Annotated in this window: 17 protein-coding genes; 13 read left to right on the top strand and 4 right to left on the bottom strand. The window is 66.0% G+C overall.

Annotation, left to right across the window (positions count from 1 at the left end; all coding sequences use genetic code 11):
* The first annotated feature begins 9 nt into the window (after nt 1–9).
* Nucleotides 10–756, top strand: a complete 747-nt coding sequence (locus ACTAQI_RS20580; protein WP_457948383.1) for a phosphoglyceromutase — start codon at nt 10–12, stop codon at nt 754–756.
* 79 nt (nt 757–835) lie between these two features.
* Here the strand turns inward: ACTAQI_RS20580 and phoU are convergent, their stop codons facing one another.
* Complete coding sequence (phoU, locus tag ACTAQI_RS20585; RefSeq protein WP_159632912.1) at nt 836–1,498, bottom strand: phosphate signaling complex protein PhoU; 663 nt, start codon at nt 1,496–1,498, stop codon at nt 836–838.
* A gap of 205 nt (nt 1,499–1,703) precedes the next feature.
* Between phoU and ACTAQI_RS20590 the strand changes: the two genes are divergently transcribed.
* Nucleotides 1,704–2,945, top strand: coding sequence for a sensor histidine kinase (locus ACTAQI_RS20590; RefSeq protein WP_457951117.1), 1,242 nt, complete (start codon nt 1,704–1,706; stop codon nt 2,943–2,945).
* The gene (locus tag ACTAQI_RS20595; RefSeq protein ID WP_142119926.1) at nt 2,942–3,622 is read left to right on the top strand and encodes a response regulator transcription factor; all 681 of its coding nucleotides are present in this window, start codon (nt 2,942–2,944) and stop codon (nt 3,620–3,622) included. The genes ACTAQI_RS20590 and ACTAQI_RS20595 overlap by 4 nt, the downstream gene beginning before the upstream one ends.
* A gap of 117 nt (nt 3,623–3,739) precedes the next feature.
* On the opposite strand, the gene ACTAQI_RS20600 is transcribed toward ACTAQI_RS20595, so the two are convergent.
* Nucleotides 3,740–4,339 carry a hypothetical protein gene (locus tag ACTAQI_RS20600; RefSeq protein WP_457951118.1) on the bottom strand — a complete coding sequence of 200 codons (600 nt, stop codon included), beginning with the start codon at nt 4,337–4,339 and terminating at the stop codon, nt 3,740–3,742.
* Nucleotides 4,340–4,611: 272 nt separating this feature from the next.
* Between ACTAQI_RS20600 and ACTAQI_RS20605 the strand changes: the two genes are divergently transcribed.
* The 8 genes from ACTAQI_RS20605 to ACTAQI_RS20640 all read left to right on the top strand — a co-directional run bounded on the left by ACTAQI_RS20605 (nt 4,612) and on the right by ACTAQI_RS20640 (nt 12,143).
* Entirely contained in the window at nt 4,612–5,094 is a 483-nt protein-coding gene (locus tag ACTAQI_RS20605) for a CarD family transcriptional regulator (protein ID WP_011690592.1), read from the top strand.
* A 108-nt stretch (nt 5,095–5,202) separates the two neighbouring features.
* Complete coding sequence (ispD, locus tag ACTAQI_RS20610) at nt 5,203–5,985, top strand: 2-C-methyl-D-erythritol 4-phosphate cytidylyltransferase (protein ID WP_457948384.1); 783 nt, start codon at nt 5,203–5,205, stop codon at nt 5,983–5,985.
* Nucleotides 5,986–5,993: 8 nt separating this feature from the next.
* A complete protein-coding gene (gene ispF / locus ACTAQI_RS20615) occupies nt 5,994–6,494 on the top strand; it encodes a 2-C-methyl-D-erythritol 2,4-cyclodiphosphate synthase (RefSeq protein ID WP_457948385.1) in 501 nt (166 codons plus the stop codon).
* A 9-nt stretch (nt 6,495–6,503) separates the two neighbouring features.
* The gene (cysS, locus tag ACTAQI_RS20620) at nt 6,504–7,970 is read left to right on the top strand and encodes a cysteine--tRNA ligase (RefSeq protein ID WP_457948386.1); all 1,467 of its coding nucleotides are present in this window, start codon (nt 6,504–6,506) and stop codon (nt 7,968–7,970) included.
* Between the two features lie 79 nt (nt 7,971–8,049).
* Entirely contained in the window at nt 8,050–9,039 is a 990-nt protein-coding gene (gene rlmB / locus ACTAQI_RS20625) for a 23S rRNA (guanosine(2251)-2'-O)-methyltransferase RlmB (protein WP_457948387.1), read from the top strand.
* Nucleotides 9,040–9,129: 90 nt separating this feature from the next.
* Entirely contained in the window at nt 9,130–11,241 is a 2,112-nt protein-coding gene (glgX, locus tag ACTAQI_RS20630; RefSeq protein WP_457948388.1) for a glycogen debranching protein GlgX, read from the top strand.
* A gap of 49 nt (nt 11,242–11,290) precedes the next feature.
* Entirely contained in the window at nt 11,291–11,779 is a 489-nt protein-coding gene (locus ACTAQI_RS20635) for a ribonuclease domain-containing protein (RefSeq protein ID WP_457948389.1), read from the top strand.
* A gap of 7 nt (nt 11,780–11,786) precedes the next feature.
* On the top strand, nt 11,787–12,143 hold the full coding sequence (locus tag ACTAQI_RS20640; RefSeq protein WP_457948390.1) for a barstar family protein: 357 nt from the start codon (nt 11,787–11,789) through the stop codon (nt 12,141–12,143).
* Nucleotides 12,144–12,178: 35 nt separating this feature from the next.
* Here the strand turns inward: ACTAQI_RS20640 and ACTAQI_RS20645 are convergent, their stop codons facing one another.
* Nucleotides 12,179–13,966, bottom strand: coding sequence for a thiamine pyrophosphate-requiring protein (locus tag ACTAQI_RS20645; protein WP_457948391.1), 1,788 nt, complete (start codon nt 13,964–13,966; stop codon nt 12,179–12,181).
* 61 nt (nt 13,967–14,027) lie between these two features.
* Entirely contained in the window at nt 14,028–16,646 is a 2,619-nt protein-coding gene (glgP, locus tag ACTAQI_RS20650) for an alpha-glucan family phosphorylase (protein WP_457948392.1), read from the bottom strand.
* Between the two features lie 191 nt (nt 16,647–16,837).
* Here glgP and ACTAQI_RS20655 point away from each other — a divergent pair, with 191 nt between their 5' ends.
* Both ACTAQI_RS20655 and treS read left to right on the top strand, forming a co-directional pair.
* Nucleotides 16,838–18,880, top strand: a complete 2,043-nt coding sequence (locus tag ACTAQI_RS20655; RefSeq protein ID WP_457951119.1) for an alpha-1,4-glucan--maltose-1-phosphate maltosyltransferase — start codon at nt 16,838–16,840, stop codon at nt 18,878–18,880.
* Nucleotides 18,877–20,670, top strand: coding sequence for a maltose alpha-D-glucosyltransferase (gene treS / locus ACTAQI_RS20660; RefSeq protein WP_457948393.1), 1,794 nt, complete (start codon nt 18,877–18,879; stop codon nt 20,668–20,670). Before ACTAQI_RS20655 ends, treS begins: the two co-directional genes overlap by 4 nt.
* Nucleotide 20,671: the final 1 nt, after the last annotated feature.

A 20,671-nucleotide genomic window follows, 5' to 3' on the forward strand; every position in this document is an offset into this window, starting at 1 on the left:
ATGAAAATCATGACTTACAAGCTGATTCTGCTGCGCCACGGCCACAGCGAATGGAACGCCAAGAACCTGTTCACCGGCTGGGTGGACGTTGACCTGAACGACCAGGGCCGCGCGGAAGCAGCGCGTGGTGGCGAGTTGCTGGTGGAAAACAACATCCTCCCGGATGTCCTCTACACCTCCCTGCTGAAGCGGGCCATCAACACCGCGAACATCGCCCTGGACAAGGCGGACCGCGGCTGGATCCCGGTCAAGCGCGACTGGCGCCTGAACGAACGCCACTACGGTGCGCTGCAGGGCAAGGACAAGGCACAGACCCTGGCCGAATACGGCGAAGAGCAGTTCATGGAGTGGCGCCGCTCCTATGACACCCCGCCGCCGCCCCTGTCCGATGACTCCGAGTTCTCGCAGGCCCATGACCCCCGCTACGCGGACCTGGGCGATGCCCTACCGCGCACCGAGTGCCTGAAGGACGTCCTGGTGCGGCTCCTGCCCTACTGGGAATCGGACATCAAGGAAGACCTCAAGGCCGGCAAGACCGTCCTGGTCACCGCCCACGGCAACTCGCTCCGCGCGCTGGTCAAGCACCTGGACGGCATCAGCGATGAAGCCATCGCCGGCCTGAACATCCCCACCGGCATCCCGCTGGTCTACGACCTCGATGACGACTTCCAGCCGATTAAGCCCGGCGGCACCTACCTCGACCCCGAGGCCGCCGAACAGGCCATCCTGGCAGTAGCCAACCAGGGCAAGAAATAAGGCGTTAACGCATACGACGGCGGGCTGGTCACCTCAGGTGACCAGCCCGCCGTCGTAATTCCCTAAGAACTCCAGCGGGTTAGCTGTGCTCCGTGGCGTTCGGCTGCCACGCACCGGTAACCAGGTACGTCACCTTCTGGGCGACGGAAACGCCGTGGTCGGCGAAACGCTCGAAGTAGCGGCTGGCGAGGGCAACGTCCACCGTGGTGGCAGGGGACTCGGACCACTCGGGAGCCGCGATGGCCTTGAAGACGCTCAAGTGCAGATCATTGATGGCCGTGTTCGCCTTAAGGATGTCCCTGGCCACCTCGAGGTCACGGCTCTCCAGCAGGACCGTCAGCTTGTCGGCGATCTCCTGGTCGAGTTCGGCCATCCGGTTGAAGGTCTCCGTCATGGACGCCGGAATCACGGTGGATGGGTACCGGAGGCGGGCCAGCTGCGCGATGTGGCGGGCGAGGTCGCCCATGCGCTCGAGGGATGCGCTCATCCGGAGGGAACCTACGATCATGCGCAGGTCGCTGGCGACAGGACCCTGCAGCGCCAGGATATCGATGGCCCGCTCATCAAGGCTGTTCTGCAGGAAGTCAATGCGTGCATCCGCAGCGATGACGTCCTGGGCGAGGTCCACGTCCGCTACCTGGAATGAGGTAGTGGCCTTGTCCATCGCTTCGCTGACCAGCCGCGAGATCTCCACCAGCTGGTCACCAACCTGGGTGAGCTCTTCCTGAAAAACCTTACGCACGTGGGCGTCCTTTCCTTGGAACTCCCGCCGGCCGCTCCGGGGCAGCAGGAATCGTGTCGCCGTTGGGCGCTCTGACCTCTAACTTTGTCATCGCCCGGTAAACGATTATGCCCACACAGGTGAACGTTAGTTGAACCATTCGCCGGAAGTGCCTGAAGGCGGGGGGAGGCTCCAGGCAAGAGCATAAAGTGGAGCTGTGGATCCTATGCTCATTGGTCTGGTTGCCGGCCTCATCGGCCTGGCGCTTGGCACGTTCGGCGTGCTTGCCTACCGGGTCAGCGAGAAGCAGCGCGAACTGCTGGACGTCGATGCCGGGGAGCTTGCGCTGCCAGCCGGCGCAGCGGAGGTGCTCGCCGTCGTCGGACGCGCCTTTGTGGTGCTGGACGATGTCGATGGCGTGGTCCGGGCCAGCCCCGCGGCCTATGCGTACGGCCTGGTCCGCGGGCACACCGTGGTGCACAAGGAACTCCTGGACATGACGGCAGGGGTCCGCAGGGACGGCGTCATCCTGGAAAAGCAGCTTGAGCTTCCGCGCGGGCCGCTGGGACAGGGAACCATCATCGTCCAGGTCCGGGCGGCCATGCTTGGTGAGGAATACATCCTGCTCCTCGCCGATGACCGGACCGAGATCACCAGGACCGAAGAGATCCGCAACGACTTCGTGGCCAACGTATCGCACGAACTGAAAACCCCGGTGGGCGCCATCTCCCTGCTGGCGGAGGCCCTGGAGTCCTCCGCCGATGACGAAGAAGCTGTCCGCCGCTTCGCCAAGCGCATGCACAAGGAGTCCGCCCGCCTGGCCGCCCTGGTGCAGGACATCATCGAACTTTCCCGCCTGCAGGGCGCCAGCGTGACGCAGCAGGGCGGTCCCGTGGACATCAATGCGGTCATCGCCGAGGCCGTGGACCGGTCGCAGCTGCCCGCCGAAAGCAAGAACATCAGCATCGTGGTGGGCGGCCGCACCGAAGGCAAGGTGTTCGGGGACCAGGACCTCCTGGTGACGGCGCTGCGGAACCTCATCGACAATGCCATCCGCTACTCTCCGGCCAACACCCGCGTTGGCATCGGCGTACGGTCCAGGGACGGCCTGGTCTCCATTTCCGTGACCGACCAGGGGGAGGGGCTGTCCCCTGAGGACCAGGAACGCGTCTTCGAGCGCTTCTACCGGGTGGACGCGGCCCGTTCCCGCCAGACGGGCGGCACCGGCCTGGGCCTGAGCATCGTCAAGCACGTGGCATCGAACCACGGCGGTGAAGTGACGCTCTGGTCCCAGCCAGGGCAGGGATCCACCTTCACCCTCCGGCTGCCCGAAATGGAAGGGCAGGACGGCGACGCCGGACCTTCCATCTCCGACGCGCTGGCGCCGGCGCACGGGGCGCCGGAACAGCCCACTCTTACCCAAGTACCCCGCGCCGCCGGCGCAACAGAACGAGGAGCTAGCGCTTGAGCAGGATTTTGATTGTCGAGGACGAGGAATCGTTCAGCGATCCCTTGTCCTATTTGCTGGGCAAAGAGGGGTTCGAGGTAGAGGTGGTGGACAACGGCCTGGACGCCATTACCGAATTCGACCGCAACGGCGCCGACCTGGTGTTGCTGGACCTGCAGCTTCCCGGGCTTTCCGGCACGGAGGTGTGCCGCCAGCTCCGCCAGCGCTCAAGCGTTCCCGTGATCATGCTGACCGCCAAGGACTCGGAAATCGACAAAGTGGTGGGCCTGGAGCTCGGCGCCGACGACTACGTCACCAAGCCGTACTCTTCCCGTGAACTGGTGGCCCGTGTCCGGGCGGTCCTGCGGCGCCAGGGCGAACCGGAAGAACTGATCTCCGCCACGGTCCAGGCCGGGCCCGTCCGGATGGACATCGAACGGCACGTGGTGAGCGTGGACGGCGAACAGGTCCTGCTTCCGCTGAAGGAGTTCGAACTGCTGGAGATGCTCCTGCGCAACTCGGGCCGGGTGCTCACACGCGGGCAGCTGATCGACCGGGTATGGGGCTCCGACTACGTTGGCGACACCAAGACCCTTGACGTCCACGTAAAGCGCCTCCGCGGGAAGATCGAGCCGGATCCCTCGGCCCCGCGCTACCTGGTCACCGTCCGCGGCCTCGGGTACAAATTCGAGCCGTAGGGCGCCTCCCGGCGGAAGAACAGAAGCAGGCATAACAAAAGGGAGGGCTTGAGGGCCCTCCCTTTCGTTATGCCTGCCGGTTGGTGTGCCGGGCAGAGTGCAGTGCCCGCTGTGCGCCTAGCGGCTGGTGGCGGTCGCCGTTGCGCTCGGGGTGGCGCTGGCGGAAGAGCCGGTACCGGCGGACGAGCCGGCGCTGGCTGACGGGCTGGCGCTGGTCGAGGAGGAGGGCGTCGCCGACGGGCTCGGGGTGGGCACGTAGTCCTTGTACTCACTCAAAGTGGCGTCCAGGACAGGAACCTTGACCGTGTTGCTGACGTTGGTGCCGTTCTCGCTGATCTTGACGTCCACCAGGGAGCCCGGCTTGCCTCCGGTGGTGCTCAGGATGGCTTCATCCGACTTCTCGTTCAGCAGGGTGTAGGAGTTGGCCTTCACCGGAACCTCGGTCTGTGAGCCCTTTGCACCGTTGACGGTGAGCTTCACGTCCTTGGAGGAGGAGTTGTAGACGGCACCGATCAGGCGGCCGGGCTCGTTTTCGCCCGTGGAGACAATGAGGATGTTCCGCAGCTGCAGCGGACCGAGGTCCGCACGGATGCCGTCCGAGGCGGAGTACTGATGGCTGGTCTGCTGGGGCGTGATGTAACCGCAGCCCGCGGTCAGCAGGCTGGCGCCAAGGGCAGCAGCCGTCAGTGCCAGTTTGCCGCGCTGGGCCCGGTTCATCGCAGTGGAACGCACGTCACGTACTCCTCAAGAAATTTGAAGTCTTTTTCAGCCCATAGCCTATCCGCAAAGAGGCGCAAACGAGGATTCGGCGGTGTCACATCCCCCGTGGGAGCGCTCACCTGATGCACTAATCCGCGCATCCGTCAAGGGGGTGGACGGGGTCGATTGGGCCGATTTTCCGCGGATTTTCGCGGTTGGGAGCACTTTCTCCGGCCGGTCATATGCCTGAATCGTGATAAACTGGTCTGCGGGAAAGGGGAAATGTCCACATGGTATTTGAGGTCGGCGAGACAGTAGTTTACCCTCACCACGGTGCTGCGAAGATTGAAGAAATCAAGATGCGCACCATCAAGGGCGAAGAGAAGATGTATCTCAAGCTCAAGGTGGCTCAGGGTGATCTGACCATTGAAGTTCCAGCAGAGAACGTTGACCTTGTTGGGGTCCGGGACGTAGTGGGCAAGGAAGGCCTGGAGCACGTTTTCGATGTGCTCCGTGCCGAGTTCACCGAGGAACCCACCAACTGGTCACGCAGGTACAAGGCAAATCTGGAGAAGCTTGCTTCCGGTGACGTCATCAAGGTGGCAGAGGTTGTTCGCGACCTGTGGCGCCGGGATCACGACCGGGGCCTTTCCGCAGGCGAGAAGCGAATGCTGGCCAAGGCCCGCCAGATTCTGATTTCAGAACTGGCACTGGCTGAAAAGACCGACGAAGAGAAGGCTGCAAGCGTTCTCGACGAGGTCCTGGCTTCCTAAGAATTTAGCCCCGGCGGCACGCAAGTGCCGCCGGGGCTTCTTTTTTGGGCCCACACCGGCGGCGTCTTAGGCACCCAACGGAAGTGGCGGCGTCGTAGGCTAGTCCGCATGAGCAAATCACCCACGCGCCTGGTCACAGCAGTCATCCTGGTTGCCGCAGGTTCGGGGCAGCGACTTGGCTACGGCATGCCCAAGGCAGCCGTGCCGCTGGGAGGAGAGCCAATCCTGATGCATGCCCTGCGGGGCATTGTCGCGTCAGGGGTGGCCAGCCAGGTCTGCGTGGCGCTGCCCGCGGGCGACCAGGGCCTGCGCCAGCTCTGCGATGGTTTCCAGGAGGAGCTTGCCGACGGCGGCCCCCTCCTGAGCGTTGTTGACGGCGGATCCACCAGGGCCGAGTCCGTCCGCGCCGGGATCGCTGCCGTGATGGAGGGCATCGAGGCCGTCCTGGTCCATGACGCCGCCCGCGCGCTGACACCCGAATCCGTCTTCCACCGCGTTTCCGATTCCCTTGCAGCCGGCGCCGCCGCAGTCATTCCCGTGCTGCCGGTAGTTGACACGGTCAAGACCGTGACGGCCACAACCGGGGATGACACCGCGCTTGCGCCCGAGATTGTCACAGGGACGGCCCGCCGCGGGGAACTGCGGGCCGTACAGACGCCGCAGGGTTTCAAAATCGGCACGCTCTTGGAGGCACACCAGGCGGCACAGGCCCTGGACCCGGAGCAGGCCGCGGCCGTCACCGATGACGCCATGCTCGTGGAGATGCAGGGCACGCACGTGCACGCCGTCCGCGGATCAACGCAGTCCCTGAAGATCACCACGCCCCTGGACCTTATCTTTGCCGAAGGGCTCCTCGAGGGCCCCCTGGGCGCCCGATGGGTGGAAGGATGAGCCCGGACATGGTGCTTCCCCGTACCGGGGTGGGAATCGACGTCCATGCGTACGCCCCTGAAGACTCGCCCCGTGCGCTTTGGCTCGGTGGACTCCTGTGGCCCGGCGAACGCGGCCTTGCCGGGCACTCTGACGGCGACGCCGTGGCCCACGCCGCTGCGGACGCACTGTTCTCAGCCGCCGGCATCGGCGACCTTGGCACCCATTTCGGCACCGACCGCCCGGAATTCGCAGGCGCCTCCGGTGCCACCCTCCTCGCCGAAGCCGCACGGATTGTCAGGGCCGCCGGCTTCGAGATTGGCAACGTTGCCGTGCAGTTCGTAGCCAACCGGCCCAAATTCGGGCCACGCCGGGAAGAGTCGCAAAGGGTCCTCAGCGAGGCGGCAGGCGCCCACGTTGGTGTCACGGCAACCACCAGCGATGGCCTGGGATTCACCGGGCGCGGGGAGGGCATCTCGGCGGTGGCCACCGCCCTGGTGTACCCGCGGCCTGGCGCGCCCATCGGCTAGTCTGGAGCGGTGACCCTGCGCTTCTATGACACCGCCTCCGCCGAAGTCCGGAACTTCGTCCCCATCGTCGACGGCAAGGTCAGCCTCTACTACTGCGGCGCAACGGTCCAGGGCATGCCCCACGTGGGCCACATCCGGTCCGCCATCGCGTTCGACCAACTCACCCGCTGGCTGGAGTACCGGGGCCTGCGCGTCACGGTTGTCCGCAACGTGACGGACATCGACGACAAAATCCTGGCCAAATCCGAGGCTTCCTTCGCGCCGGACTTCAGCCCCGAACCCGGGGAGGTAACCCGCGAAGAGTGGTGGGCGCTGGCGTACCGCTACGAGCGGGAGTTCCTTAAGGCCTACGACACCCTGGGCGTTTCCCGCCCCACCTATGAACCCAGGGCCACCGGGCACATCCCCGAGATGCATGCCCTGATCCAGCAGCTCATCGACCGCGGCCATGCCTACCCGGCGCTGGACGACTCAGGCGACGTGTACTTCGACGTCCGGTCCTGGGATAAGTACGGCGCCCTGACCCGGCAGAACATCGATGACATGCAGGCAGCGCCCGACGCCGATCCCCGCGGCAAGAAGGACCCCCGCGACTTCGCGCTGTGGAAGGGCTCCAAAGAAGGGGAACCGGCCACCGCCAGCTGGGCATCGCCCTGGGGTGCGGGACGGCCCGGCTGGCACCTTGAGTGCTCCGCCATGGTCACCAAGTACCTCGGCACCGCCTTCGATATCCACGGCGGCGGGCTGGACCTGCGGTTCCCGCACCACGAGAACGAGATGGCGCAGTCGCAGGCGGCGGGACACCCGTTCGCCAACTTCTGGATGCACAACGGCATGGTGACCTACCAGGGCGAAAAGATGTCCAAGTCCATCGGCAACACCATCAGCCCCGCCGAAATGCTGGAACTCGCCTCCCCGCGGGTGGTGCGCTACTACCTGGGCCAGGCCCACTACCGCTCCATCCTTGACTACCGTCCCACCTCCCTGCAGGAGGCAGCGGCCGCCGTCGAGCGCATTGACGGGTTCCTTGCCAAGGCCGCGGCGCGCTTCGGCGGCGATGCGGGCATCGTGGACGGCACCGCGGGTTCCCCGTCCGCGGGCGTCGACGCGTTCTGCGAGGCAATGGACGACGACCTCAACGTACCGCGGGCCCTGGCCGCACTGCACGAGACCGTCAGGGCGGGCAACACAGCCCTTGCCGAGGGCGACGACGCGTCGGCGCGGAATGCGATGCACGCAGTGGTCCTGATGACTGACGTCCTGGGACTGAACGCCGTGGCCGGCTCAGCAGCGGTGAGTACCCGTGAGGCCGATGCACTGGGCGTGCTGGTGGAAGCGCAGCTGGCGGCCCGGGCCGCTGCCCGTGCCGAAAAGGACTGGGCCGCTTCCGACGCCATCCGGGACACGCTCAACCAGGCCGGCGTCGTGGTGGAGGACGGCCCGGACGGTGCCACCTGGAGCCTCAAGCGCGACTGAACAGGCCGCTGCCCCCGATTTTTTTCGGGTCAGTAGACTGGTATGCAGATTCAGTCAGCACAATCAAGGGTGGAACATCATGGCCAACAATGGTCGCCGATCGGTTAAAGCGAAGAAGGGCCCAACCGTCGGAACCGGTGGCCATGGCCGCAAGGCCCTCGAAGGCAAGGGCCCCACGCCCAAGGCCGAGGACCGCGTGTACCACAAGGCACACAAGGCCAGGCAACTTTCCGAGCGGTCCGCAGCAAAGCGGGGAACCGGCGCCCGCAGCGCCGGTGCCGCCAAGTCCGGCCCCAAGGGCCGTGCCACCGAGGAAGTAGTCACCGGCCGCAACTCCGTCGTCGAGGCGCTCCGCGCCGGCATCCCGGCGAAGGCCCTCCACGTTGCCATCCGCATCGAAATGGATGACCGGGTCAAGGAATCCCTGAAGCTGGCCGCCGAACGCGGCATCCCGCTGCTGGAAACGGGCAAACCTGAACTGGACCGCATGACGGACGACGCCGTCCACCAGGGCCTGGTGCTGCAGATTCCGCCGTACGAGTACCAGGACGCCTATGAACTGGCCGAGGAAACCGTGGACAAGTGGAAGAAGGGGCACATCGGCAACGCCCCGCTCTTCGTCGCCCTGGACGGCATCACCGACCCCCGGAACCTGGGCGCGATCATCCGCTCCGTCTCTGCCTTCAGCGGCCATGGCGTCATTGTGCCCGAGCGCCGGTCCGTGGGCGTCACCGCATCGGCGTGGAAGACCAGTGCCGGCGCGGCGGTCCGCGTACCCGTGGCCCGCGCCTCCAACCTGAACAACGCCCTGAAGCAGTTCAAGAACATGGGCATCTACGTACTGGGGCTCGACGGCGACGGCGACGTTTCGCTGCCTGACCTCACCCTGGCCACCGAACCGGTATGCATCGTGGTGGGCTCGGAGGGCAAGGGCCTGAGCCGCCTGGTCCGGGAAAACTGCGACCAGATCGTCTCCATCCCCATCGATTCCGCGATGGAGTCATTGAACGCTTCGATGGCCGTGGGAATCTCGCTGTACGAGGTCTCCCGCCAGCGCGCGGCGGGATAGGTCCGCCAGGCACGTCATCCAAGGGCGGTTTCCCAGCGTCGCGGGGGCGTATGGGCAGGTCAAGCGTCGTTGACCGCTACTATGTAGGTGATGGTCATGCCGCTCTTCGACACCGCATCCACCATGGACGCCTCCTCGGCCGTTCCCCTCGGTGTCAGCGTCCCGCGCGCTGATTCCGGCGGTACCCGCCACCATGCCGGCGGACGCGCCAACGTTGCCTGCTTCGCCCCTGCCGTGGCCAGCCTGGACATTGCCTACTGCCCGCCCGGTGGCGAATGGCGGATCCAGACCCTGCCCAACGTCACCGGGGGGGTCCACCACGGCATCGTGGAGGACCTGCCGTACGGATCGCGCTACGGCTTCCGCCCGTCGTCGGACCGCCTGCCGCTGCCCCCAAAGGTAACGGCAGGCAACGGAAACGGCTCCGGCAGCCAGCCCCTCTTGTTGGACCCGTACGGCAGGGGAGTGGACCAGCGCGACGGCGTCCTCACCAGCGTCCGCACTGCCGCCGACTTCGACTGGGGAGCCGACGAACGGCTGCATCTTCCCTGGCGCAACACCATCGTCTACGAAGCCCATGTTCGCGGCCAGAGCATGCTCCACCCCGACGTACCGGAAGAGCTGCGGGGCACCTACGCCGGCCTGGCCCACCCCGCCGTCGTGGAACACCTCACGAGCTTGGGAATCACCTCGGTGCAGCTCCTGCCCATCCACTTCCATATCGATGAGCCGCACCTGCAGGACCTCGGGCTCACCAACTACTGGGGGTACAACACCGCCGCGTTCTTTGCCCCGCACCCCGCCTACGCCACCCGCAAGGCCCAGGAGGCGGGCCCCCAGGCCGTCCAGGACGAGTTCAAGGCCATGGTCAAGGCGCTGCACGCCGCCGGGCTGGAGGTCATCCTTGATGTCGTCTACAACCACACGGCCGAGGGCGGCCCGGACGGCCAGGTCCTGAGCTTCCGCGGTCTGGGGGAGGACACTTACTACCGCGTGGACGGCAACGGCAAGTACATCGACACCACCGGCTGCGGCAACTCACTCAACTTCGGGGACCACCGGGTGGTCCAGCTGGTGACTGATTCACTGCGGTACTGGGTGGACGAGTTCCACATCGACGGCTTCCGGTTCGACCTGGCCGTCACGCTCTGCCGGAACGCCGCGAACGAATTCGACGCGAAGCACCCCTTCCTCGCCGCAGTCGCCGCCGATCCCGTGCTGTCCTCCGCCAAGCTGATTGCCGAGCCATGGGACATTGGCTACGGCGGCTGGCAGACCGGGCAATTTCCGCTCGGATGGGTGGATTGGAACGACCACTTCCGGGACGCCGTCCGCACCTTCTGGGTAGCAGACCGCGCGGCTCTTGATGCCGGCGGAAACGGCGGGACCATGGCCAAACTCGCAGACGCCCTGTCAGGTTCTGCGGGCCTCTTCCAGGCGTCCGGCCGGTCCCGGCTGGCCTCGCTGAACTTCATCACCGCCCACGATGGCTTCACCATGAAAGACCTCGTCTCCTTTGACCGGAAACACAATGAGGATAACGGTGAGGAGAACAGGGACGGTCACGGGGACAACCGCAGCTACAACCACGGCGTCGAGGGACCCACCGAGAACGGCGCAATCCTGGCGAGGCGCGCCCAGGCCCGCCGCAACCTGATGGCATCGCTCATGGTTTCGCTCGGGGTTCCCATGATCACGGCAGGGGACGAACTGGCGCGGACGCAGCAGGGGAACAACAACGCCTATTGCCAGGACAACGCCATGACCTGGCTGGACTGGACGCTGACGCCGGAGGCGCACGAGACGCTGCGCAGCACCAAGCGGTACATCCGGTTGCGCAAGGAGTTCCTGGCTGCCCAGCCCCATGACTTCCCCGTCCGGGATGAACAGTCCTACCTCTACTGGTTCGACCAGCACGGCCAGCCCATGTCATCCGAGCGCTGGAACGATCCCCAGCAGCGGGTGATGCAGCTCCTGCTGGGCTCCGACGACGGTGAACTGGCCGGCCTGGTGGTGGTGAACGGCGGTACCCGGGACGTTGAGGTCACCCTGCCCAGGGTCACGGCCGAGGGCACCCTGCCCCGCATGTTCGAGCTCCGCCTGACCACCTCGCCGCTGCACGAGGTTCGTCAGGGCGGCCGGGTCGCGTCGGGCGAAAAGGACCTGGTGGAGGCCAACTCCATCAGCATCTACCGCACCTAGCGCCACCAAAGCCAGGACTCCAGTCCACCCACCCGTCAGGTAGACCCAAATGCGCAACCGTTCCATCCTCCCGCTGCTCCTCACCACCTTGGTGGTGCTGGCCATGGTGGCGTTCGGCGGTGCCGGGCTGCTCGGTCAATTAACGGACGGCACGACGCCGGGAACTGCTTCCAGCCGCGCGGCCACACCGGGCGGGGCGGCCACGTCCCCGGCAGCCAAGCAGTCAGCGCCACACCGGGGAACCAACCCGTCCAGCCTGCCGGAAATCCGGGAATCCACGCTCCCGGTGGAGGGCCGCCGGGTGCTGGCGCTGATCCGGGCGGGCGGCCCGTTCCAGTACGGGCAGGATGACCAGGTGTTCGGCAACTTTGAGCGGGTCCTGCCCGCACGGGACCGCGGCTACTACCGCGAATACACTGTCCCCACTCCCGGCGAACCGGACCGCGGCGCACGGCGCATCGTGGCAGGCAACGGCGGGGAGAAGTATTACACCGGGGACCACTACGCAACGTTCAAGTACATAGCGGAAGGCAGCTAGCACAACCATGAGAATCTTCTCCGGCGACACCTGGACCCTTGAGGAACTGCAGGAACAGGTAGCCGATGCCGGGCGCCGCAGCGTGATCGTCCCCCCGGCGGACAGCAAACGCGCCGTCCTGGAAACCTTCGGCGAGGTCCTGGACTTTCCCGAGCACTACGGCGTGAACCTGGATGCCCTGAACGACTCGCTTCACGACTTTGCCGACAGCATCAGCGAGAACGGCAACCCGCCAGTCACGGTCCTGTGGCAGGTGGCGGCACCGTTCCGTGTCGACAGGTCCTTTGGGATCATCTGCGAAATCCTGCAGGACGCGGAGCGGTACGCGGGCAAGGACCTGGCCGTCACCGCAGTGCTGCTCTAAACCCGCTTTACTGCCCTGCAGCCCACCGTGCGCAGCTAACCCTCCCGGCGCTCCTCGTGCGAAACGTAGGTGTCCAGGAGCGCGGAGGCCCTGCCGCCGTCGTCCTCCGCCGCCAGCCCCTTGCGCATGCTTTCCGCCTTCTGGCGCCCGGCCGGGAACGGCGGCAGCAGCGGGATTTCGGGGTCCGTCAGCACCTCGATCACCACGGGGCAGTCCGCTGCGAAGGCCTGGTCCCAAGCGTCGGCGATCAGCTCCGGGTCCTCCACGCGGATGCCTTTCAATCCCAGCAGGTCTGCGTAGCCGGCAAAGGGGAAATCGGGCAGCTCCTGGCTCGCTGCGAACCGCGGTTCGGCCTCCGACTCACGCTGCTCCCACGTGACCTCGGTGAGCTCCCGGTTGTTGAAGACGCACACCACGAACCGTGGGTCCTGCCACTGGCGCCAGCGGTGCGCCACTGTGACCAGCTCTGCCACACCCAGCATCTGCATGGCGCCGTCCCCGGCCAGGGCCACCAGCGGGCGGTCCGGATGCGCCAGCTTGGCGGCAAGCCCGTACGGGATGGCGCAGCCCATGCTGGCCAGCGTCCCGGACAGATGTGCCGGGACGCCCTGGGGCAGCACCAGTTGGCGGGCGTACCAGTAGACGCAGCTTCCGACGTCGACACCCAGTTGGGCGTTCTCCGGCAGCCTGCCGTTGAGCTCCCGGACCACGCGTTCAGGATTGACAGGGCTTGCGGGCACGGCGGCCCGGTCTGCCGAGAGGATGCGCCAGCGGCTGACTTCCTCCTCCACGGCTGAACGCCACGGGGTGCGCGGGCGGTGTTCCAGCCGTTGGTTCAAAGCTTCCAAGGCAGACGCGGCGTCTCCCGCCAGGCCCACCTCCACGGGGTACCGGTTGCCGATCTTCTTCTCATCGATGTCGATCTGCACGGCGCGGGCTGCGCCCGGCGGCGGATAGAACTCGGTCCAGGGATCATTGGAGCCCACGATGAGGAGGGCATCACAGCTGCCCAGCAGGTGCGCACTGGCGGTGGTGCCCAGATGACCCATGGTTCCCACCACAAAGGGCAGGTTCTCATCCACATACGGCTTGCCCAGGAGGCTGGTGGCAATCCCCGCCCCGAGCTTCTCCGCCACGGCAACCACTTCCTTGCCGGCGTGCCTGGCGCCCTGGCCCACCAGGAGCGCCACCCGTTCGGAGGCGTTGAGGAGGGCTGCCGCGGCAGCCAGGTCCTCGTCCCGCGGGGTCTTGGCTGCTGCGCTCCAGGACGGAGCGGTGACCACGATGCCGTGCTGTTGTTCGAGTTCCGGCGCGGGCGCGGACTGCACATCATGCGGAATGATGACTACGCAGGGGGAAGATGTGGCCTTTGCCGTCCGGAAGGCACGGTCCAGCACCATGGGCATCTGCTCTGCCGCACTGACCAGCTGCACGAACTGCGACGCGACGTCCTTGAACAAGGCAGGGAGATCGATCTCCTGCATGTAGGCGGACCCCAGCACGGTGCGGCTCTGCTGCCCCACGATGGCCACCACCGGCACGCCGTCCAGCTTTGCGTCATACAGCCCGTTGAGCAGATGGACGGCGCCCGGGCCCTGGGTGGCAGTCACCACCCCCACGCCGCCGGTGTATTTCGCATGGCCCACGGCCATGAACGCCGCCGACTCCTCATGCCGGGCCTGGACGAACTCCACCTGCCCCTCAGCCCGGCGGAGGGCGCCCATGAAGCCGTTGATGCCGTCGCCGCTGTAGCCGAAGACCCGGCCCACACCCCATGTGGTGAGGCGTTCCACGATTACATCTGCCACCGTACGTTCGGTCATTGGGTCCTCCTGGTCGGGTACTGCCCTGCCTGCCAGGAGCCGTACCCATGAGACCCGCGGGCTAAGCGTTGACGATCAGTCCGAGCTCCGCCTTGGAGGCCAGGGCCTCATGCCGGGGCAGGACGCGGACCGTGTAGCCGAACGGGCCGGAGCGGTCGATGACCAGAGAGCCGCTGAACAGGTGCCGCCCGTTGCCCAGGTCCTCCTTCACCTGCAGTTCCATCATGGTGATGTCCGCCAGGGCGTCGTTCTCCTCCGCCCGGCCGTAGGCCACCTCAACGCAGACGTCCTCCGGGGTGAGGGCGTTCAACGCCACGTAGGCGTTGACCTGGAGCGTGTCGCCGATCTGCGGGTCCTCGGATACGCCCACGGAATCCACGTGCTCCACGTGCACCTGGGGCCAGGCTCCGCGAACCTTGGCCGACCACGACGCCAGGGCACGGGCCTGGGCGTAGGAGTTGGCTGTGGCGCTGCGGCCGGCTTCCGCGGCGGGGCGGTACAGGATGTTCACGTAGTCGCGGAGCATGCGCTCGGCGGAGACGGCCGGCCCCAGGTGGGACAGGGTGTGCTTGATCATGGACACCCAGTGGGTGGGCACCGTCTCGCTCCTGGTGGTGGAAGGCCCGGCAGCACCGGCACCCTCGGACACTGTGCTCCCGTAGAAGCGCGGCGCCACCTGTGTCTCCAGCAGCTCGTACAGCGCTGCCGCCTCGATGTCATCGCGTTCCTCGGGGGAGGCGTCGTTGTTGGCGGTGGGGATGGCCCAGCCGTTCTCGCCGTCGTACATCTCATCCCACCAGCCATCAAGGACGGACAGGTTCAGCGATCCGTTCAGCGCCGCCTTCATGCCGGAGGTACCGCATGCCTCCAAAGGCCGCAGCGGATTGTTCAGCCAGACGTCGCAGCCCGGGAACAGGGTCCTGGCCATGGCGATGTCGTAGTTGGGCAGGAACGCGATGCGGTGCCGGACCTCGGGATCGTCCGTGAAGCGGACCAGGTCCTGGATCATCTTCTTCCCGGCGTCGTCCGCGGGGTGGGACTTTCCGGCGATGACCAGCTGGATGGGGTGGTCCTTGTGCAGGAGCAGTGCCTTCAACCGCGCCGGCTCGCGGAGCATCAGCGTGAGCCGCTTGTAGGTGGGCACGCGGCGGGCGAACCCGATGGTGAGCACGTCAGGGTCAAGGACGTTGTCGGTCCAGCCCAGCTCGGCGTCCGCCGCGCCGCGCTTCTTCCATGCCGCGCGCAGCCTGCGGCGGACATCCTCCACCAGGGCGGCCCGCATCTCCCGGCGCAGCGCCCAGACATCGGCGTCGCTGACGTTGTAGGCAAGGTCCCATTTGCCCAGCGCTTCCGCCTCGCTGCCGAACTGGTCACGGGCCAGCTTGGAGATGCGGCTGTCCACCCAGGTGGGCACGTGCACGCCGTTGGTGACGGAGGTGATGGGCACCTCGGAGTGGTCAAAGCCCGGCCAGAGCGCGGAGAACATGCCGCGCGACACTTCGCCGTGGAGTTTGGCCACGCCGTTGGCGCGCTGGGCCAGGCGGAGGCCCATGACCGCCATGTTGAAGACGGCCGGGTTTCCGTCCGCGTAGTTTTCACGGCCTAGTTCCAGGATCCTGTCCACCGGCACCTCGGGGGCCAGCCCGGCCTGGAAGAAGTGGCTGATCTGGCTGATTTCGAACCTGTCGATGCCGGCCGGCACCGGCGTGTGAGTGGTGAACACCGTGGAGGCGCGCCCTGCGGCCAGGGCTTCGTCGAATGTCAGGGCCTGTTCCCCGGACATCAGTTCCTGGATGCGTTCGATCCCGAGGAACCCCGCGTGGCCCTCGTTGGTGTGGAAGACCTCAGGGGCGGCGCAGCCCGTCAGTTTCTGGAAGGCGCGCAGGGCCTTGACCCCGCCCATGCCCAGCAGGAGTTCCTGCTGCAGCCGGTGGTCGCCGCCCCCGCCGTACAGGCGGTCGGTGATGCTGCGGGCGGCGTCGTCATTGCCCGGCACGTTGGAGTCCAGGAGGAGCAGCGGAACGCGTCCGACGTCGGCGCGCCAGATGTGTGCCAGCAGCCGGCGCCCGTTGGGCAGGGGAAGGGAAATCTGCAGGGCCTTGCCGTTGCCGTCCGGGGACGGTTCGCGGAGCAGGGTCAGCGGCAGGCCGTCGGGATCCAGGACGGGGTAGGTCTCCTGCTGCCACGCATCGCGGGACAGTGACTGCTTGAAATAGCCCGCCTGGTACAGCAGGCCCACACCGATCAGCGGGACGCCCAGGTCCGAGGCAGCCTTCAGGTGGTCGCCGGCAAGGATGCCCAGGCCGCCCGAATACTGGGGGAGGACCTCGGTGATGCCGAACTCGGGGGAGAAGTATGCGATGGAGGCAGGCGCATCCGGGCCCAGACCCTGGTACCAGCGCGGCTCCTGGAGGTACCGGTCAAGGTCCTGCTCGGCCGCGCGAACCCGGTCCACCACGGACTGGTCCGCGGCGAGCTGCTGGAATTCCTCGCGGCTGACCATCCCCAGGAAGCCCACGGGGTCCTGCCCGCTTTCCTCCCACAGACGCGGGTTCAGCCCGGCGAAGAGTTCCCGGGTGGGGCGGTGCCAGGACCACCGCAAATTGCTGGCCAGCCTGGCCAGGGGCCGAATGGGTTCGGGGAGGACTGTACGGACCGTAAACCTGCGGATTGCCTTCACCTGCGTCACACTAACCGACAACATGCGCGGCTGGAACCAGCTTTCGGTTTCTTTTGGGTAAATGACAGGGGCATGAAGAAATTGGGCCGCGGCACGGCGAATTTAGGGAGCAGGCTTAGCAATCCTGATCATTTCTCGCTAACGTCGAGCCTGTGACGACTAACTCAGGAACCAGTGCCGCATCCACCAAAATGCCCCAGCGCCGTATCACCGAGGACCTGCGGTTCGGGCGTTTTCCCATCACCGCCGTGCAGCCCGTCGTCGAGGACGGCAAATTTCCGGCCAAGGCCCTGCCCGGCGAGGCCATCGTGGTGGGCGCCACCGCTTTCCGGGAGGGGCATGACCAGCTCGGCGTCAGCGCCGTGCTCCTGGACCCTTCCGGTGCAGAGCGCCAGCGCGTGCGGCTTGCGCCGCCCCGCGGGGAACGCGGCATGGGCACGGACCGCTGGGAAGGTGTGCTCACGCCATCGGAACCGGGGAACTGGTCCTTTGCCATCGAAGCCTGGCACGACCGCTACGGCACGTGGCACCACAACGCGGAGGTGAAGATCGACGCGGGTATCGACGTCGAACTCATGCTCGCCGAAGGTGCCAAACTGCTTGGTGAAGCGTCCGCGGAGGACTTCCGGGACGAGGTGGACCGGGCAGCACTGCGGCACGCGTCGGAGGTCCTGGAAGACCAGTCCCGCAGCACGGAGGAACGGCTCGGGGCCGGGTTCAGCCAGGAAATCGCGGACATCGTTGGCCGCCACCCCATCCGGGAACTCGTCACCGTATCCGAGAGGTTCCCCCTCCTGGTGGAGCGGGACCGGGCCGGCCGGGGCGCCTGGTACGAGTTTTTCCCCCGGTCCGAAGGCGCCGTCAAGGACCACAACACCGGCGCCTGGACGTCGGGCAACTTCCGGACCGCGGCCAAGCGGCTCGACGCCGTGGCTGCCATGGGCTTCGACGTCCTCTACATGCCGCCCATCCACCCCATCGGCGTCCAGTTCCGCAAGGGACCCAACAACACCCTCGTGGCCGGCCCCAGCGATCCCGGCTCCCCCTGGGCCATCGGAGCCAAGGAAGGCGGCCACGACGCCATCCACCCGGACCTCGGATCCTTCGAGGATTTTGACGCCTTCGTGGCACGGGCCAACGAACTGGGCCTGGAAGTTGCCCTGGACCTCGCGCTCCAGGCGGCCCCGGACCACCCCTGGGTGCAGTCCCATCCGGAATGGTTCACCACCAGGGTGGACGGGAGCATTGCCTACGCGGAAAACCCGCCCAAGAAGTACCAGGACATATATCCGCTCAATTTCGACAATGACCCGGAGGGGCTTTCCCAGGAAATCCTGCGGATTGTGCTGCTGTGGGTGAGCCACGGCGTAAAGATTTTCCGCGTGGATAACCCGCACACCAAGCCTGTGTGGTTCTGGGAGTGGCTTATTGCGGAAGTGGATAAAGCGGTACCCGGCGTCGTGTTCCTCGCCGAGGCCTTCACCCGCCCCGCCATGATGCACGCCCTGGGCAGGGCTGGCTTCCAGCAGTCCTATACCTACTTCACCTGGCGCAACACCAAGAAGGAAATCGAGACCTACTTCAATGAAGTAAGCCACGAATCCCCGGCATTTTTCCGGCCCAACTTCTTCGTCAATACCCCGGACATCCTTACGGAATACCTGCAGTACGGTGGACCGGCTGCATTCCGGATCAGGGCGGTCCTGGCCTCCACCGGAAGCCCGCTCTGGGGCGTCTACGCCGGCTATGAACTGTACGAGCACGTTGCCCGGCCCGGCGCCGAGGAGTACATCGACAACGAGAAGTTCGAGTACAAGGCCCGCGACTGGGACGCCGCTGCTGAGTCCGGTCGCTCGCTGGCCCCGTACATCACCCGGCTGAACCACATCCGCCGGGACCACCCCGCGCTGCTGGACCTGCAGAACCTGACGGTCCACCAAAGCACGGACGAGTCCACTGTGGTCTACTCCAAGCACAAAACCCTTCCCGACGGGTCCAAGGACACCATCATCGTGGTGGTCAACGTGGACCCGCATGTCACCAAGGAATGCAGCGTGGCCCTGGACCTGGCGGCCCTGGAGCTGGACCCGCAGGACATCACCCCGGGCGGCGGCTTCTACGTGGACGACCTCATCTCCGGCCAAAGCTGGGAGTGGGGCGAGTACAACTACGTGCGGCTTGATCCGCACGTGGAGCCCGCCCACATCCTGAGCGTGAGGAGAATGCATCAGTGAGTTTCAATCCGCAAAGTTCCGGCCACTTCACTCCCAAGAGCACGTTCGAGCTAAATGCGCCTGGCCTTCAGCATGACCCATTGTGGTACCGCAAGGCAGTGTTCTACGAAGTACTTGTCAGGGCCTTTGCGGATGCCAACGGCGATGGGTCCGGGGATTTCTCCGGACTCATCGACCGGCTGGACTACCTGCAGTGGCTGGGCGTGGACTGCCTGTGGCTGCCCCCGTTCTTCCAGTCGCCGCTGCGGGACGGCGGCTATGACATTTCCGACTACAACTCCGTCCTTGACGAGTTCGGCACCATCAGCGACTTCAAGCGGCTCGTGGCGGAAGCGCATGCCCGCGGCGTCCGGGTGATCATCGACCTGCCGCTGAACCACACCTCTGACCAGCACCCCTGGTTCCAGGAGTCGCGGAAAGACCCGGACGGTCCCTTCGGCGACTTCTACGTCTGGAGCGACACCGACGAAAAGTACCAGGACGCGCGCATCATCTTCGTTGACACGGAGGAATCGAACTGGACGTTCGATCCCATCCGCCGCCAGTTCTTCTGGCACCGGTTCTTCAGCCACCAGCCGGACCTGAACTTCGAGAACCCCAAGGTGATCGACGCCGTCTTCGATGTGGTCCGGTTCTGGCTGGACCAGGGGATCGACGGATTCCGGGCAGACGCCATCCCCTACCTCTTTGAGGAAGAGGGCACCAACTGCGAGAACCTTCCGGCCACCCACGAGTTCCTCCGCCGGCTGCGGGAAATGGTGGACGAAAGCTATCCCGGCCGCGTGATCATCGCCGAAGCGAACCAGCCGCCCACCGAGGTGGTGGAGTACTTCGGCACCGTTGAAGAACCGGAGTGCCACATGGCGTTCCACTTCCCCATCATGCCCCGCCTGTATTACGCGCTGCGGGACCAGAAGGCCGCGCCAATCATCGAAACCATGCGCGACACCCCGGACATCCCCGAGGGTGCGCAGTGGGGCACGTTCCTCCGCAACCACGATGAGCTGACCCTGGAAATGGTTACTGCCGATGAGCGTGCGGCAATGCTGGGCTGGTACGCACCGGACCCCCGCATGCGCGCCAACATCGGCATCCGGCGCCGGCTGGCACCCCTGCTCGATAATTCGAGGGCCGAAATCGAATTGATCAACGCGCTCCTGCTCTCGCTTCCGGGCAGCCCGTTCCTGTACTACGGGGACGAGATCGGCATGGGGGACAACATCTGGCTTGAGGACCGCGACGCCGTCCGTACGCCCATGCAGTGGAACCCGGACCGGAACGCCGGTTTCTCGCACGCGGATCCCGGCAAGCTGTACCTGCCGCCCATCCAGTCCCTGGTGTACAACTACGCCATGGCCAACGTGGAGGCTGAGGCAGCCCACTCCGGGTCCCTGCTGCGCTGGACCCGCCAGATCCTCAGCGTCCGCAAGAACCACCCGGCGTTCGGGCTGGGGGGCTTCAAGCACGTCGAGGCAGACCACGACGCCGTCCTGGCATACGTGCGCGAGCTGCCGGACAGCAACCCTGCCGGTGCCGACGCCGAGATTATCCTCTGCGCCTTCAACCTCTCCCAGCACCCGGTCGCCGCCACGCTGCGGATTCCCGAATATGCCGGCAGGGGGCTCCGCGATGTTTTTGGCGGACAGATCTTCCCCGGCATTGGTGATGACGGCACCCTCACCCTGACCATCGGAAGCCACGATTTCTTCTGGCTTCGGATGCGCTCGGCGGGGTCCAACCCGTCGTCGCCCTACACCCAGGCCATGCCCATCCTGTCGATAGAGAACTGAG

The sequence above is a fragment of the Pseudarthrobacter sp. alpha12b genome, from assembly GCF_054130495.1.

Excerpts from the sequence above, each read along its gene's own strand:
- ACTAQI_RS20580 (WP_457948383.1), top strand. The coding sequence starts at position 10 with ATGACTTACAAGCTGATTCTGCTGCGCCACGGCCACAGCGAATGGAAC.
- ACTAQI_RS20590 (WP_457951117.1), top strand. The coding sequence starts at position 1,704 with ATGCTCATTGGTCTGGTTGCCGGCCTCATCGGCCTGGCGCTTGGCACG.
- ACTAQI_RS20600 (WP_457951118.1), bottom strand. The coding sequence starts at position 4,339 with ATGAACCGGGCCCAGCGCGGCAAACTGGCACTGACGGCTGCTGCCCTT.
- ACTAQI_RS20605 (WP_011690592.1), top strand. The coding sequence starts at position 4,612 with ATGGTATTTGAGGTCGGCGAGACAGTAGTTTACCCTCACCACGGTGCT.
- ispD (WP_457948384.1), top strand. The coding sequence starts at position 5,203 with ATGAGCAAATCACCCACGCGCCTGGTCACAGCAGTCATCCTGGTTGCC.
- ispF (WP_457948385.1), top strand. The coding sequence starts at position 5,994 with ATGGTGCTTCCCCGTACCGGGGTGGGAATCGACGTCCATGCGTACGCC.
- rlmB (WP_457948387.1), top strand. The coding sequence starts at position 8,050 with ATGGCCAACAATGGTCGCCGATCGGTTAAAGCGAAGAAGGGCCCAACC.
- glgX (WP_457948388.1), top strand. The coding sequence starts at position 9,130 with ATGGTCATGCCGCTCTTCGACACCGCATCCACCATGGACGCCTCCTCG.
- ACTAQI_RS20635 (WP_457948389.1), top strand. The coding sequence starts at position 11,291 with ATGCGCAACCGTTCCATCCTCCCGCTGCTCCTCACCACCTTGGTGGTG.
- ACTAQI_RS20640 (WP_457948390.1), top strand. The coding sequence starts at position 11,787 with ATGAGAATCTTCTCCGGCGACACCTGGACCCTTGAGGAACTGCAGGAA.
- ACTAQI_RS20645 (WP_457948391.1), bottom strand. The coding sequence starts at position 13,966 with ATGACCGAACGTACGGTGGCAGATGTAATCGTGGAACGCCTCACCACA.
- ACTAQI_RS20655 (WP_457951119.1), top strand. The coding sequence starts at position 16,838 with ATGCCCCAGCGCCGTATCACCGAGGACCTGCGGTTCGGGCGTTTTCCC.